Origin of the sequence: Maridesulfovibrio sp. (assembly GCF_963677005.1) — a bacterium.
In the GTDB taxonomy this organism is placed as follows: domain Bacteria; phylum Desulfobacterota; class Desulfovibrionia; order Desulfovibrionales; family Desulfovibrionaceae; genus Maridesulfovibrio.
The window spans coordinates 2,127,293-2,142,185 of record NZ_OY781616.1 but is presented as its reverse complement, the minus strand read 5'-3'; the positions used below and the strand labels follow the sequence as shown (position 1 = coordinate 2,142,185).

General features: G+C 51.8%; 11 protein-coding genes. 7 read left to right on the top strand and 4 right to left on the bottom strand.

Features of this window, described 5'->3' with window-relative positions; translation table 11 throughout:
• Positions 1 to 334: 334 nt before the first annotated feature.
• Complete coding sequence (locus ACKU4E_RS09575) at positions 335 to 1,684, bottom strand: L-serine ammonia-lyase (protein ID WP_320170850.1); 1,350 nt, start codon at positions 1,682 to 1,684, stop codon at positions 335 to 337.
• A gap of 92 nt (positions 1,685 to 1,776) precedes the next feature.
• Between ACKU4E_RS09575 and ACKU4E_RS09570 the strand changes: the two genes are divergently transcribed.
• Positions 1,777 to 2,181, top strand: a complete 405-nt coding sequence (locus tag ACKU4E_RS09570) for a DUF523 domain-containing protein (RefSeq protein ID WP_320170849.1) — start codon at positions 1,777 to 1,779, stop codon at positions 2,179 to 2,181.
• A 72-nt stretch (positions 2,182 to 2,253) separates the two neighbouring features.
• Here the strand turns inward: ACKU4E_RS09570 and ACKU4E_RS09565 are convergent, their stop codons facing one another.
• A complete protein-coding gene (locus ACKU4E_RS09565) occupies positions 2,254 to 2,523 on the bottom strand; it encodes a hypothetical protein (protein WP_320170848.1) in 270 nt (89 codons plus the stop codon).
• A 17-nt stretch (positions 2,524 to 2,540) separates the two neighbouring features.
• A complete protein-coding gene (locus ACKU4E_RS09560) occupies positions 2,541 to 3,200 on the bottom strand; it encodes a YkgJ family cysteine cluster protein (RefSeq protein ID WP_320170847.1) in 660 nt (219 codons plus the stop codon).
• Positions 3,201 to 3,572: 372 nt separating this feature from the next.
• On the opposite strand from ACKU4E_RS09560, the gene dsrA reads away from it, so the two are divergent.
• From dsrA to ACKU4E_RS09540, 4 genes are all read left to right on the top strand, one after another.
• Complete coding sequence (gene dsrA / locus ACKU4E_RS09555) at positions 3,573 to 4,886, top strand: dissimilatory-type sulfite reductase subunit alpha (RefSeq protein ID WP_320170846.1); 1,314 nt, start codon at positions 3,573 to 3,575, stop codon at positions 4,884 to 4,886.
• 15 nt (positions 4,887 to 4,901) lie between these two features.
• Complete coding sequence (gene dsrB, locus ACKU4E_RS09550; RefSeq protein WP_320170845.1) at positions 4,902 to 6,047, top strand: dissimilatory-type sulfite reductase subunit beta; 1,146 nt, start codon at positions 4,902 to 4,904, stop codon at positions 6,045 to 6,047.
• 76 nt (positions 6,048 to 6,123) lie between these two features.
• Positions 6,124 to 6,360: a dissimilatory sulfite reductase D family protein gene (locus tag ACKU4E_RS09545; protein ID WP_320172629.1), complete on the top strand. Its 237-nt coding sequence runs from the start codon at positions 6,124 to 6,126 to the stop codon at positions 6,358 to 6,360.
• Between the two features lie 164 nt (positions 6,361 to 6,524).
• Complete coding sequence (locus ACKU4E_RS09540) at positions 6,525 to 7,916, top strand: cobyrinate a,c-diamide synthase (RefSeq protein WP_320170844.1); 1,392 nt, start codon at positions 6,525 to 6,527, stop codon at positions 7,914 to 7,916.
• A gap of 60 nt (positions 7,917 to 7,976) precedes the next feature.
• Here the strand turns inward: ACKU4E_RS09540 and ACKU4E_RS09535 are convergent, their stop codons facing one another.
• Complete coding sequence (locus tag ACKU4E_RS09535) at positions 7,977 to 8,723, bottom strand: hypothetical protein (RefSeq protein WP_320170843.1); 747 nt, start codon at positions 8,721 to 8,723, stop codon at positions 7,977 to 7,979.
• A gap of 110 nt (positions 8,724 to 8,833) precedes the next feature.
• Here ACKU4E_RS09535 and lgt point away from each other — a divergent pair, with 110 nt between their 5' ends.
• Together lgt and ACKU4E_RS09525 are read left to right on the top strand one after the other, a co-directional pair.
• Positions 8,834 to 9,643 carry a prolipoprotein diacylglyceryl transferase gene (gene lgt / locus ACKU4E_RS09530; protein WP_320170842.1) on the top strand — a complete coding sequence of 270 codons (810 nt, stop codon included), beginning with the start codon at positions 8,834 to 8,836 and terminating at the stop codon, positions 9,641 to 9,643.
• Positions 9,644 to 9,940: 297 nt separating this feature from the next.
• Positions 9,941 to 14,764 carry a FecR domain-containing protein gene (locus ACKU4E_RS09525; RefSeq protein WP_320170841.1) on the top strand — a complete coding sequence of 1,608 codons (4,824 nt, stop codon included), beginning with the start codon at positions 9,941 to 9,943 and terminating at the stop codon, positions 14,762 to 14,764.
• The last annotated feature ends 129 nt before the right edge of the window (positions 14,765 to 14,893 follow it).

Sequence of the window (14,893 nt, the reverse complement as noted above, 5' to 3'; positions counted from 1 at the left end):
CCGGCGGCCAAAGGGGATAATCCATCTCTGCTCTCCACAGCCCTAAGACTCGAAGCGAAGCTTCTCGTCTTAGGGCTGATGGGCCTTTGGAATCCCTGATAAAAAAGCAGTGGAATTCTATTCGGAATTCCACTGCTTTTTGTTTGTTCAGAACAATCCTTTAGTGCGTAAAATATTCATGATATGTCAATTGGGCATACGAAGCGGCGAAGCCATAGTGAATGGTTTTGGGATTCTTAAACCCTTTTGCAAAAGGGTTTGAGGCCCCCGGCAAGGCCGTCGGAGACAAAACCCCGGCAGGGCCGTCGGAGGCATGCCGTAACGGTATGAAGGATCAGCAGTTCGGCACGGAGACGGCCAGACCTCCCAGAGATGTTTCCTTGTATTTGGAATTCATGTCCCGTCCTGTTTCGGCCATGGCCCGGACAGCTTCGTCAAAGGTCACTTTGTGGAATTTTTCGTTTTCCACACTTGCTATGAGATAGGCGTTGTATGCGCGCACCGCGCCCATGGCATTACGTTCTATGCATGGAATCTGCACGTAGCCTCCTACCGGGTCGCAGGTTAGTCCCAGATGGTGCTCAAGGGCGGACTCCGCTGCGTTTTCAGTGCGCCAGAAGCGAAAGCCATGGGCATAAGTAATAAGCCCTGCCGCCATGGCCGAGGCCACGCCTATTTCACCCTGACAGCCTACTTCAGCCCCGGCAATGCTTGCATTGTGCTTGGCAATGAAACCCAGAGCCGCACAGGCCATCAGACCCCGCCGGGTCATTTCCCGGCTGATTCCCAGATCTTCTTCCAATGCGTAGACTATGGCCGGAATTACTCCGGAGGAGCCTGATGTCGGGGCTGTGACCACTATATGACCGGCCGCATTTTCTTCGGAAGCAGCGAAACCGTATGCGTTGAGCCTGACGAAAAATCTGTCCGCCTCGTTGTCGCAACTGCTGCGGGCGTAGAGGGCCTTGGCTTTCCTGTTCAGCCCGATGGGTCCGGGCAGGACTCCGGACGTGGCCAGTCCGTTTTTAACCGCCTGTTTCATGGTATCAAGAATGGCATCCAGCCTGATGCGGATTTCGTCTTTACTCATCCCGGTAATGGCCGTTTCATTTTCCAGAATCACTTCGTGCATGCGCAGTTGCTTTTCGATGAGAATCTGTCTGAGTTCAGCCATGTTCGAATATTTGTGCACGGGAACACGCGGAATTTCTTCCGGTTGTCCTTTCAATTTGATGAATCCTCCGCCGATGGAGTAGTACTCCTGTTCGAAGACGGTTTCTTTATTCTTTTTAAGGCTGATGGTCAGCGTATTGCTGTAGGGAAAACTGTTATTCACTTCGGCAAAAATGACGTCATTTATTCCTGCATGGAGTTTTACCGAACCGCATTCAAACAAATGGGGCGAGCCATCGGCCAGGCTGTCCAGAAAAGAGCAGTCCACTGTATCCGGCAGATATCCGAGCAGGCCGGCTACAACCGCGCGGTCGGTTCCGTGCCCTTTGCCTGTGGCGCTCAGGCTGCCGTAGAGACGTATTTCAATTCGGTCGGGAATCGCAGGAAGTTCCGCTTCTGCAACTGCTCTGTTGAAATGGTATCCGGCCCTCATGGGGGCTATGGTATGGGAACTGGACGGTCCGGGCCCTATTTTGAAAAGTTCGAATACTGAGGTGGTGATTGGGATCATGAGGTCTCCTTGACCGTGATATCAGTTTATGAAAATGATCTAGCACGTTGCTGAGAGTGTAACAATAAACTTCGTTTCCGGAGGTTGTGATCATGTATATTGTAAGTGCCTGCCTTGCCGGGCTGTGCTGCCGTTACGACGGCGGAGACAATGCCGACGAAAGGGTTATCGGGCTGGTCAGAGAAGGGCTGGCAGTTCCTGTCTGTCCGGAACAGCTTGGCGGTCTGCCCACGCCGCGTCCGCCATGCGAAATATCCGGTGACAGGGTTATGACTGTCAACGGGGTGGACGTGAGTGCCGGTTTTTTGCGAGGGGCGCAGGAAGCCCTCAAGGTGGCAAAAATGATCGGGGCGGACAAGGCTGTACTCAAGGCCCGCTCTCCTTCATGCGGAGCGGGAAAGGTTTATGACGGGACCTTCAGCGGAAGACTAGTGGATGGAGACGGATTTTTTGCCGCCATGCTCAAGGCGGAAGGGATAGAGGTTGAAACCGAATAACAAACGTCCCGGAAATCAGAGGGGTTTCCGGGACGTTTATGCCTGAAAGTGAGGCAGTCGGGAACGGTTTGACTAATGGGTTATCTTATCGTCCTTGATTAGCTGCCTTGCAACATTCAGGTCGTAAAGGGCCAGCGGATTGCGGTCGGTGCCGCGTTTCTTGTATTCTTCCGCCGCTTCCTGAATGACATCGTACGGAAGCCATTCATGCTGTTTCCATACAGTCGGGTTTTCGTTGGACCAGAGTCGGAACTCGATTGAACCCTGATTCTCCCTTACATACATTCTTGTTTCACGGGTCTGAAGAGATGGGTAATAATAAAGACCGCGTTCGTCTCTCATGTTCAGGACCTCTCTTTTTATGATGATTTGCGCAGTGAAAATGAATTGCCGTTGGCAGTTGCTATGATGCCGTATCCTTTGAGAACGATGCTGGCAGAACGTCCGAAAAAGAAATCCATCGCTTCTGCCGGGAGTCCTGTCTTTTCCACTACGAGGTCGCGAATGGATTTATCGTAGATCAGGATTTCGCGCAGATCTGCCTTCAGATTTTCCGCCTTGTTCCAGTGTTCGATGGCTTCAGCGGCAAGTTCGGCCATTCTTTCCGGCGAACATTTGCTGTCGTGCTCAGCTATCAGTTCAAGAACGGGGTGGCCTTCGGGAAGGAGGTCCCGGCGGGAGATTCTGTCCTTGTTGTAAATTTCAAGCAGCGGCTCAGTATCGCCGCAGAAAAGTTTACGGCATTCCAGAGGACGGTTTTTGTATATCCGGCATACCTGAGTGGATGGCGAGAGAAATTTGCAGCTCCAGGTTCCGCCTGCCCCCTTGATTTTGAGTATTTCCTCTTGGAGGGGGCCCACTTCGCCTTCCGGCTGGTTGTAGGCAAGTTCGCCTTTTCTGATTGTCACGATGTCTGTAATGTCAATTCCTCCGGCTTCCTCCAGGAGCGGCAGATCCTGTTTGTGGAGAGCCGGGCCGCCTTTGCGGCAGCATGTGCCGCACTGTTTGCATTCGTTCATTTCAGGGAATCACTTTTTCAAGTTTATGTTGCTGGTTATCAAAAATTTCTGTAGGACTAATTTGCTATTGACGCACCTAGTGTCGGGATGAGTAGTTAAGCTGAATCCGGGTTGATTGGCAAGTCCTCTGTTGAGAGGGTTGATATTTTCAATCGCCGGTTGACAAAAAGAGTGTAAGTTCTTTATCTCTCACCGTAGGTCGTGTTTTTTTTCACTTAAGGATATCTTTCCCTCCCTTACATCGTAAATTACGATAAGGGTCTCGCTTTAAGAGAGGAAAGCAACCGGGTTAAGCCGAAATATTCGGCAGGAAACCGGATGCCTAATTGTATTGGTAGGTATATCTATTAAACTTTATGGAGGTTTAAGGGAATGGCGAAACACAAAACTCCCGTGTTGGACGAGCTTGAAAGCGGGCGGTGGCCCAGCTTCGTGTCCGACATAAAACAAGAAGCCGAAGTTAGAGCTAAAAACGAGAAGAACGTGAATTTTCAGGTTCCCGTTGACGCTTGCGATGACCTTCTTGGTGTTCTCGAGCTGTCTTATAATGACGGTGAAACTCACTGGAAGCACGGCGGTATCGTTGGCGTTTTCGGTTACGGCGGCGGCGTTATCGGTCGTTACTGTGACCAGCCCGAAATGTTCCCCGGCGTCGCTCACTTTCACACAATGCGTATTGCTCAGCCCACCGCTAAGTACTACACCACCGAATTCCTGAATCAGATCATAGATATCTGGGATATGCGCGGTTCCGGTCTGACCAACATGCACGGTTCCACAGGTGATATCGTACTTCTCGGAACCACCACTCCTCAGCTCGAAGAAATTTTCTACGAACTGACTCATGACGTAGACGTTGACCTCGGCGGCTCCGGTTCCAACCTGCGTACCCCCGCTGCATGTCTGGGTATGTCTCGTTGTGAATACGCATGTTACGATTCACAGGCTCTGTGCTACGACATGACCATGGAATTCCAGGACGAACTTCACCGCCCCGCATTCCCCTACAAGTTCAAATTCAAATTTGACGCCTGCCCGAACAGCTGTGTTTGCGCACTCGCTCGTTCCGACTTCTCGGTTGTAGGTATGTGGCGTGACGAAATCCGCATCGACCAGGAAGCTGTAGCAGCTTACGTCGGTGGCGAATTCGCTCCTAACGCTGGTGCACACTCCGGTCGTGACTGGGGTGCATTCGACATCCAGAAAGAAGTTGTTGACCTCTGCCCCGGCAAGTGCATCAAGTACGAAGACGGCAAGCTCGAAATCAACGACAAAGAATGTATGCACTGCATGCACTGCATCAACACCATGCCTCGCGCTCTGATGATCGGTAACGATCGCGGCGCTTCCATTCTGTGCGGTGCAAAAGCTCCTATCCTTGACGGTCCTCAGCTCAGCTCCCTTCTGATCCCCTTCATCAAAGTTGAAGAACCTTTTGATGAAATCAAAGAAGTTGTTGAAAACATTTGGGACTGGTGGATGGAAGAAGGTAAGAACCGTGAGCGTCTCGGTGAAACCATGCGTCGCATGGGCTTCCAGAAGCTCCTCGAAGTTACCGGTACCAAAGCTGATCCCAGGCACGTTCAGGAACCCAGGCACAACCCCTACATCTTCTGGAAAGCTGAAGATGTTGATGGTCCTTGGGAACGTGACATTAACGAATACAGAAAAAGACACCAGAGATAATACGGGAGGACAGACATGGCGTTCGTTTCATCTGGCTACAATCCAGACAAACCGATGGAAAACCGGATTTCGGACATTGGACCTCGTGACTTTAACGAGTTCCTGCCCCCGGTTATCAAAGCTAACTACGGCAAATGGAAATATCACGAAATCATTGAACCGGGCGTACTGGTTCACGTTGCAGAATCCGGAGATGAAGTATACACCGTCCGTTGCGGTACCGCTCGTCTCATGAGTATCACTCTTCTGCGCGAAATGTGTGAAATTGCCGACAAATATTGTGACGGTTACCTCCGTTTCACCACCCGTAACAACGTTGAGTTCATGGTTGATGCCAAGGACAAAATGGTTGCGATGAAAGAGGATCTTCTTTCCCGCAAGTTTGCCGGTGGTTCATACAAGTTCCCCGTCGGCGGTACCGGTGCCGGTATCTCCAACATCGTTCACACTCAGGGTTGGGTTCACTGCCACACCCCCGCAACCGATGCTTCCGGTACTGTTAAGGTCATCATGGACGAAATGTTTGATGAGTTCGTCGGCCACAACATGCCTGCCCCCGTGCGCATCGCTGTTGCATGCTGTCTGAACATGTGTGGTGCTTGCCACTGCTCCGATATCGCTGTTGTCGGTATCCACCGCAAGCCCCCCATCATTGACCACGAATACCTCGACAACCTCTGCGAAATTCCTCTGGCTGTCGCAGCTTGTCCTACCGGCGCTGTTCGTCCTTCCAAGGTCGAAGTTGACGGTAAGTCCTACAAGACTGTTGCCATTAAGGAAGAACGCTGCATGTACTGCGGTAACTGCTACACCATGTGCCCCTCCCTGCCCCTTTCCGATAAGGAAGGTGACGGTATCGCACTGATGGTTGGTGGTAAGGTTTCCAACCGTATCAGCATGCCCAAGTTCTCCAAGGTTGTAGTTGCGTTCATTCCTAACGAACCTCCCCGTTGGCCAACACTTACTAAAACTATCCGCAAGATTGTGGACGTTTACAAAGCTGATGCCAACAAGTACGAACGTCTGGGTGACTGGGCAGAGCGTATTGGCTGGGAACGTTTCTTCGAAAAGACCGGTCTGGAGTTCACTCCTCACCTCATCGATGACTTCCGTGATCCCGCTTATTACACCTGGCGTCAGTCCACTCAGTTCAAGTTCTAATTAAGAATAGAGAACTACGGGGCGCGGCATTTCGTCGCGCCCCTTATACAATAAGGGGCTTATTATGCCGATCGAAATGGAATCCGCAAAAGAAGTAATAATGAAGTATCTTGACGAGAAAACCGGCGCCAAGAGCAAATTCTACTTCAATGATTTCACCAAACTTTTTCCCGATGCAAAAGGTCGCGAAGTTAAAAAAGTTCTGACCGCGCTCGTTAAAGAAGAAAAAGTCGAATACTGGTCTTCCGGCAGCACCACCATGTACGGTAAGGCCGGTGCCGGTAAGCAGGGTGCAGCTGAACACGAAGATTAATCTTTGTGCTACTGGACTTTCAAATGCCTTGTCCCATGTGGACAAGGCATTTTTTTTAGATTTCAGCAATATCGCCGGGTGTCGTTTCACTTGTCTTTTTCGCGTGTAAACACTAGTGAAACCCTTGTGTGTACAAGAAATAAACCGCAGGGTGTAATCATCAGATGAATTTTCCTCGTATAGTTTTGGCCGGGCTGAGCGGCGGCACAGGAAAGACGATTGTCTCTCTTGGACTCTGCCGCGCATTCAGGAATCAGGGTTTTGATGTGAAGCCCTTCAAGAAAGGGCCCGACTACATTGATGCCAGATGGCTCGGCCTTGCCGCTGGGCGGTATGCCACAAATCTTGACCCGTTCCTCATGCCGGATGACCGGCTCAAAGCCCTTTTTCTGGAGAAGGGGCGGGGTGCCCATATCTCCATAGTGGAGGGGAACAGGGGTTTGTATGACGGCAAGGACGTGGAAGGATCGTGCTCCACTGCTGAACTGGCCCGGAAAATAAAGGCTCCTGTCATTCTCATCATAGACTGCACCAAGATGACCCGCACTGTCGCGGCCATTGTCGCCGGATGCAAGGCTTTCGAAGAAGGATTCAACCTTGCCGGGGTGATTCTGAACCGCACAGCAGGTGAACGGCACCGCAATATACTGCAAAGTTCTATCGAAACCTATACCGACATTCCCGTCATCGGAATGCTCCCGAAATTCAGGGAAAATCCTATCCCCGAGCGTCATATGGGCCTTGTTTCCAATACCGAATACGATGCGGTGGAAAAGGCTCTTGATACGCTCGGACAGATGGCCAGCGACTGTATCGACCTTGATGCTGTGTACAGCATTGCATCAGACGTGGTTGAGGATACGGTCCCGCACGAATCGCCCTGGACCGGTATAGAAGTAGGCAGTGACGAAAAACCGGTCATCGGGGTTGTGCGTGATGAGGCCATCTGGTTCTATTACGAGGAGAACCTTGAAGCCCTGCGCAGAGCCGGTGCCGAAGTCATAGAGGTGTCCCTTTTCGCATCAGAGCCGTGGCCGGAAATGGACGGCCTTTATCTCGGCGGCGGATTCCCGGAAACTCTGGCCGATGAGATTTCCGGCAACACTCTTATCCGCAACCATGTCCGCGCACTGGCGGATTCCGGTATGCCTGTTTTTGCGGAATGCGGCGGGTTCATGTATCTGGGCAGGGATGTCGAGTATGAGGGGCGGAAATATCCGATGTCCGGAGTTCTGGACCTCTCGACCAGACTTTGCAAACGTCCTCAGGGATTGGGATACACGGAAGGCCGTATCGTCCATGAAAATCCGTTTTTCCCGGTGGGAACAACCGTTCCGGGGCATGAGTTCCATTACTCTCTGTGTGTTGACAACATGGAGGCTCAGCCAGTTTATGCTCTTGAACTGGACCGCGGAAAAGGAATGGCCAACGGGCGTGACGGGATGGTTCACGGTAATGTTTATGCCGGGTACAACCATATACATGCCATGGGGGTTCCGTGCTGGGCCGGAAATTTCGTGCGGGCGGCTGCAGAATTCAGGCGCAGTCGAATTTGATAGGGCCGTGTTGATGGGATTCGATACTTAACATCTGGTCCGCTCTATGGAGGATCAGTGTCAGGGCATGAATGCCCGCGCAATGCGGAATATCTCATCGTAGCTGAGCTTTTGCCGTATGGCGAGGCACATTTCTGCCGCCATTTCCATTTTTCTCTCCGAATAACTCTGTATCTGTTTTGCCTGCATGGTCAGGTTTGACTTGAGCACTCTGTGGTCGAATCCGTCAATTACCTGAGTCATGCCATTTGCGTAGAAAGGAATTTTGATGTGCGGGACCAGTTGTTCAAGCTGGTGTTTGCCTTCTTTGCGGCTGAGGATTATGTGGAAAAGCAGCTTGACCATAAGTCTGTCCGGCTGCAGCTTATGATCGAATTCCAGGAGAAGGGTCTGGTCGGAATTCCCTTCTTTTTTTCCGTCCAAAAGCCCGTGTGCCAGCGTGAAGGCTTTTTTTTCGGAAATGACTGAAACGGGATACTGCGAGGCCATGCGGACAAAAGATATGCGCGGGTTTTCCTGGGATGACATGGCCAGCAGGGCAATCTGCATGATGGAGAGCTTGCGTTCGTATTCTCCGGCAAGAGTTTTTATTTTGGACTCGGCAAGCCTGCGAACAAGATCCTGATCCATGTCCGAGAACGCTGTTTCCAGCAGAAATTTGATGAAAGGCTCTCTTGTATAGCGGATTTCTTCCTCAAGAATTTCCTTGTTGCGCTTTACATCGATAAGTTTCTTGATAGAAAGCCAGTAGGCGGCCAGACCTTCTGCCGGCATTTCCAGGATATCAAAATCTTTTTGTTCTTCCATGGGATTTCCTTGTATTTCCTCTGTTCAGATTGTACCTGAATTTGTTCTGGAAAAATAGACCGCTCCGGACTGTTTTTTTGTTTTAAATGTTAATGAACATGGTGGTTGCTATGATTGTACTTCCTGAATTTGATACCGTGGCATTCCGTATCGGCCCGCTCAAGGCGAACTGGTACGGGCTTATGTACATGATAGGTTTTGCCATTGCCTGGCTCCTGGGACGCTACAGGGCTTCCAGGCCTACGAACAACTGGACCGCGCAGCAGGTAGACGACCTTATTACCTGGCTTGTTGTAGGTCTTGTTCTGGGTGCTCGTCTCGGATACTGCCTTATCTATGAGCCGGGCTATTTTCTGGCGCACCCGGCTGATATTGTGGCTGTCTGGAAGGGCGGGATGTCTTTTCACGGCGGTGCGGTCGGTGTAGCTATCGTCGCGTGGCGGTTTGCAAAATCAACCGGACGCACCACACTGGATGTCGGAGATTTCCTGGTTCCGCTTGCTCCGCTGGGACTGCTTTGCGGGCGCATGGGCAATTTCATCAATGGAGAGCTTTGGGGCAGGGTAACGGATGTGCCCTGGGGGATGGTTTTCCCCGATCGGCATGCCGGAAGTCTTCCTCGCCATCCTTCACAGCTTTACGAGGGCGGTCTTGAAGGGCTGACCCTTTTTCTCATCCTGTGGTTCTGGTCTTCCAAACCGCGCCCTCGCGGGACCACAACCGGCCTTTTCCTTATCGGCTACGGTTTCTTCCGCGCATTTGTGGAATTCTTCCGCCAGCCGGACCCCCAGTTGGGATTCATAGCCTTCGGCTGGCTTACCATGGGGCAGTTGCTTTGCGTACCCATGATCCTTGCCGGGCTTGCGCTGTTTATCTGGGGTGCGAGGAAAGGTGTTATTCCTCCTGCTGCTACAGATTAGATATCAACTCATTAGAATTTTGTTAAAAGCCTCCGTGTTTTCAGTAAGTTGAAAACACGGAGGCTTTTGTTCTTATGTACATGTATAAAATGCAGTAAGAATATATTTTGTGTGTTTATTTTGTTTTAATGATAATATTTTGTATTTATGAAGTTGTTATATCTTTAACAATAGATTTGTTTTTCGGTACATTTCCACCCGCTGTTAAAAAACATAGATGAATTTTATTCATTCATTGACTTTTGTTTTGAGTGATATATAGTCTAATAATGAAATAGATAACAGTGAGCATGAATTATGCCTGTAACAGATCAATCCATTGGGGTCGTGGTTGCAGCCAACGGCGAAGTTTTCGCAAAATCCGATTCAGGATTGCGTACACTGGAGCCTGGCAGCCCTGTCTTCCGAGGTGAAGAGCTGGTTACCGGTGCGGGCGGCAATGTTGAAATCCGTTTTGCGGACGATACATTGCTTTCGCAGGGCGGTGACGCCTCCATTTCCCTTGACGACTATGCTTACGATCCGACCGGTGCTTCTGACCCTACGCTTATGTTCAAAATGGCGCAGGGGACTTTTCGTATGGTCACCGGTAAAATAGCCGAGCAGAATCCCGAGCGGTTCAAGATCGGCTCTCCCCTTGCGACTATCGGTATACGCGGGACCACAACCGGCCATGTCATACCCCCCTCCGGTAATGAACAGCACTTTGTAATGGAAATTCACAGCGGCAGAGCCATGATTGTTCAGGGAATCGGCGGCGGCGTGCGCTTGCTGTCTTTTTCCGGTTCCGCTGTTGATGTTTCCCCTACCGGGACCCTTTCTCCTGTACGTCCCATGTCAACTCAGGAAATGCAGGGCCTTCAGAATATTGCCCCTGCCGCGATACAGCAGGAGGAGGAAATCCGCCGGGAACGCGAAGAGGAAGAACAGAAAGATAATCCCGATGACGAAACGCCCGAAGATGGTGAGCAGGGCGAAGGTGAAGGTCAGGAAGGAGACGGCGCCGATGGAGAAGGCGGTGAAGGCGAAGGAACAGGTGAAGAAGGGGCCGAGGGCGATGGCGTAGAAGGTGAAGGCGCAGAGGGAGAAGGAACTGGCGCTGAGGGTGAAGGTACCGAGGGCGAAGGAAACGGCGAAGGAAACGGCGAAGGAACAGGTGAAGGAACCGAGGGCGACGGCACAAACACGGGCGTAACTGACGGAACGGAAGGGCAGAACCCGGCAGGGGAAGACGGTCAGGGAACTGGTGATGGAACCGGGCAGGGTACTGAAGGGACGACCGGTCAGGATGGCCCTGACGGACCTTTGGGAGGCGAATCCGGCCAGGGCGGATATGCACTCGGGCCGACCGGAATGGGGGTCCTGGGGGAAGATCCGTTGTCCGGCGATCCGGTTGATCCCTTTGGAGAGCAGGGAGGACAGGATGGGGATGATGATCCTGCCGATCCGGTGAATGATCCGCTTGATCCGATTGAGCCGGTTACCGACCCGGTGAATGACCCGAATAATGACCCGCAGAATGACCCTGACGATGATGAAGATGACGAGGACATCGACGAACTCATAGAAGGTGACGGCACCGATGGAGACGATGAGGGAGCCGGGGAAACCGACGATACCGACGACACCGACGATGCAGATGACACAGCAGGAGGAGGAAGTGGGGACGATTATACTTCCACTCCTTCCGACGGTATATATTTCGGAACTTCCGGGGATGACAATCTGGAAGGAACAGCCGCAGACGAGACTTTTTACGGCTACGGGGGTAGCGACACCATTACCGCTTTCTGCGGTGACGACACCATAGACGGCGGAGAAGGCAATGACAGCATTCTCGCCGGCAACGGTAACGATACAATCACCGGCGGAATCGGTGACAATACCATTGACGGCGGTGATGGTACTGATTTCATTGATTACAGTTTTGTAGGGCCCGGCGGCCAGCTTTTCATCGACCTTAGCAACAATTTCGGTTCAAGCTCGGTGGTGTACGACAAACTGTACAACATAGAGGGCGTTATCGGCAGTGCCGGTTTTGACAGCGTTACCGGCTCAGGCGGAGATGATACTTTCATAGCCAGTGCGGGGTCGGATTCATACTCCGGCGGCGCAGGAACGGATGTGCTGGACTACAGTTCCTTCACTTCCGAGTCGGTAAATGTAGATATGGTTGATACCATCGGGGTTTCCCACTCCGGAGGATTCGACCAGATCAGCGGCATAGAAGTTTTCAAAACCGGAGACGGTGACGACTCCTTTGCCGGCGATGCCGGTTCCCAGACTTTTATTACCGGTGCGGGAAACGATTCCATTGATGGCGGCGGCGGTATCGATACTCTGGATTACAGTCTGCGCAATTCCGTTAATATTTCTCTGGAAAGCGGAGCGGCAACCGTGGATGGAACCGCTGAAGTCGATCATATGACCAATATTGAGCGGATTATCGGGACCGATGGCGGTGACGAAATCGAAGGCTCATCCGACTCGGCAGATACTCTGCTGGGCGGCAAGGGTAATGATCTCATTGCCGGGCTTGACGGAGACGACAGGATTGAAGGCGGTGACGGAGGCGACACGCTGAGCGGCGGCGTAGGTGCTGATACCATTCTCGGAGGCGATGGGGCCGATACGATAAGCGGCGGGACCGGAAACGATGTGCTCTATGGAGACACCGAGGACGAATCAGAATCCGATGAAGATGACAACGACACCATTTCAGGCGGCGCGGGTAACGATACCATTTTCGGCCATTCCGGTAATGATACCCTTTACGGCGATGAGGATTCGGACACCATTACCGGCGGTGACGGTAACGACTATTCGGACGGTGGAGCCGGGGATGACGTCATTGTAGCCGATGATGGTAATGACACGATTGTCGGTGGTGACGGAGACGACTGGCTGGACTACAGCTATCTGGACGGTACCGGCGCAAATGAAGGCTTCAATGTCACCATTACCAATAGCGGTGGGACATCCACACATTCCACCGGCAATGACGTTATCAGCGGGATAGAGAATCTGCAGGGGTCGGAATACGATGATTTTCTGACCTCCCAGATGACTTATGTCCCAGCAGGTGGTGGCGCCCAGACAGTAGACATTATTATCGGAACCATATCAGGTGGTGCCGGTAATGATACCATTTTCGGGTCGTATGATACTACATCCGGTGAATTTCTGGACGGTGGAGACGGCAATGATACCATTGCTGCACATGGCGGAAACGACAGTGTATCCGGTGGGGCCGGGATTGATCTCATCACCGGAGGCACCGGAGACGACATCATAGACGGCGGCACCGGTAATGACGTGATATCTGGTAATAGTGGGGATGACTCTATTCTCGGCGGAGATGGCAATGATCAGATCATAGGAGGCACCGGGGCGGACACCATTGATGGTGGAGCCGGGCAGGACACCTTCATGTACAATGAAGCGGAAGGTCTGACCGGTGAGAAATTACTCAATTTTGTCAGCGCAGACGATACCCTGTATTTTAATAGTTCGGCTTTCAGTGCTTCTTCCGTTTTCATGTCGATTGCATCGAGTTATACCGGAAGTCTGGCAGGACTGGCTTCAGGGCCGGCCTTCATCTACGATGGCGACGGCAACCTCTGGTACGATTCAAACGGTGGCGACTCCGGGAGCGCGGTGCTTATAACCAATGTGTCCGGAGACGCCCTGACGGTTGACAATATCACTGTGGGCGGTGCAGCCATAGCCGAGGCAACGTTAACTTCCGTTTCGTTGGACGGAACGACTGGCAATGATTCTTATGATGGAACTGCAGGGGATGACTATTTAGCCGGAGCAGGAGGCGATGACACCCTCTTCGGTCTTGACGGTGATGATACTCTACTAGGTGGTTCTGGTGCAGATTCTATCTCTGGGGGTGGTGGTAACGATACCATGTCCGGCGGTGATGGCGTAGATAGTATTGATGGTGGTGACGGCACTGATTTTGTCAGCTATGCAGACGACACTTCAGGTGTTACGGTTAATTTGCAGACCGGACAGGCGCTAGCTAACGACACAGTAGATTACATCTCCAGCGTTGAGGGAATTATAGGCGGCAGTGGAAATGACTCACTGACCGGCAGCACCACAGTTTCCAATATTTTTTGTCCCGGTGAAGGTGACGACAGCATTGCTGGCGGGGACTCCCTTGACGATACCCTGGATTACAGCCAGCGGAGCGATGGTGTGGTGGTTGTCATGTCGGACGGTACTGCCGCTCTGGGACCGAGCGAAGCCCCGACAGAAACAGATACTTTTTCAGGCATTGAGAATATAATCGGTACTTCAGCCGCCGATTCGATAACCGGTACCGATGACGCTAACGTGCTTGACGGTGGCGGAGGAAATGACACCATTGATGCCTGGGGCGGAGATGATACCGTTGCCGGTGGGGACGGAAACAACTCCCTTTCCGGCGGTGATGGCTATGACTGGCTTGATTACAGCTGGCTGGAAGACGGTTCCGGTGTAGACATGTCTGTCTGGACGGCTGCGCACGGTTCCGGAGTGGATGAAATCTCGTCTTTTGAAGGTATTATCGGTTCTGATTTCGGCGATACGCTCACCGGAGACAGCAACGGCTCTTTTGTCCCTACTCTGATAGGAGGGGGCGGTGATGACTATCTGCTGTTAACAGACGGCGGGGGACATCTTCTTGGCGGAGATGGCAATGATCTGTTAAGTGGGGCAGGTAATGATGACACTCTTGTCGGCGGTTCAGGAAATGATACGCTTTCGGGCGGCAGTGGCAGCGATACACTGACCGGAGGTGACGGGGCGGATAAGTTCTATTACTTCAGTCCCGGTGACGATCTGTGCTGTGGCGAAGATACAGTGACTGATTTTGACAGCAGTGAAGGTGATAAATTCACTTTTTGTACGGATTTTGGATTTTCGTCCGAAAAACTTTTTGCAGAAGTCGCCGGTTACAGCGGAACCATAAGCGGGGCCAGCGGTTCATATTATATTTGGGACAGCACCAATTCCAAGTTGATTTATGATCCCGATGTCCAGAACAGCGGAGATGAAATGACTGTTGCCCTTCTCAGCAGTGGATCGGTGGGTGAGGATGATATCGAATTTGTCAGCGATGCCTGATATAATGAGGAAGCCCGGATACCTGCTTCGGAATCTGTAACCGGTTCTTAATTTTTTCCCTGTCTTATCCATCCTGATAAGGCAGGGATTATTTGTGTGGGCCGTATGAATCAAAATCCGCCGAGATAT

Coding starts and splice junctions, on each gene's coding strand:
- ACKU4E_RS09565 (WP_320170848.1), bottom strand. CDS start 2,523: ATGAGAGACGAACGCGGTCTTTATTATTACCCATCTCTTCAGACCCGT.
- lgt (WP_320170842.1), top strand. CDS start 8,834: ATGATTGTACTTCCTGAATTTGATACCGTGGCATTCCGTATCGGCCCG.
- ACKU4E_RS09570 (WP_320170849.1), top strand. CDS start 1,777: ATGTATATTGTAAGTGCCTGCCTTGCCGGGCTGTGCTGCCGTTACGAC.
- ACKU4E_RS09575 (WP_320170850.1), bottom strand. CDS start 1,684: ATGATCCCAATCACCACCTCAGTATTCGAACTTTTCAAAATAGGGCCC.
- dsrA (WP_320170846.1), top strand. CDS start 3,573: ATGGCGAAACACAAAACTCCCGTGTTGGACGAGCTTGAAAGCGGGCGG.
- ACKU4E_RS09560 (WP_320170847.1), bottom strand. CDS start 3,200: ATGAACGAATGCAAACAGTGCGGCACATGCTGCCGCAAAGGCGGCCCG.
- ACKU4E_RS09545 (WP_320172629.1), top strand. CDS start 6,124: ATGGAATCCGCAAAAGAAGTAATAATGAAGTATCTTGACGAGAAAACC.
- ACKU4E_RS09540 (WP_320170844.1), top strand. CDS start 6,525: ATGAATTTTCCTCGTATAGTTTTGGCCGGGCTGAGCGGCGGCACAGGA.
- dsrB (WP_320170845.1), top strand. CDS start 4,902: ATGGCGTTCGTTTCATCTGGCTACAATCCAGACAAACCGATGGAAAAC.
- ACKU4E_RS09525 (WP_320170841.1), top strand. CDS start 9,941: ATGCCTGTAACAGATCAATCCATTGGGGTCGTGGTTGCAGCCAACGGC.
- ACKU4E_RS09535 (WP_320170843.1), bottom strand. CDS start 8,723: ATGGAAGAACAAAAAGATTTTGATATCCTGGAAATGCCGGCAGAAGGT.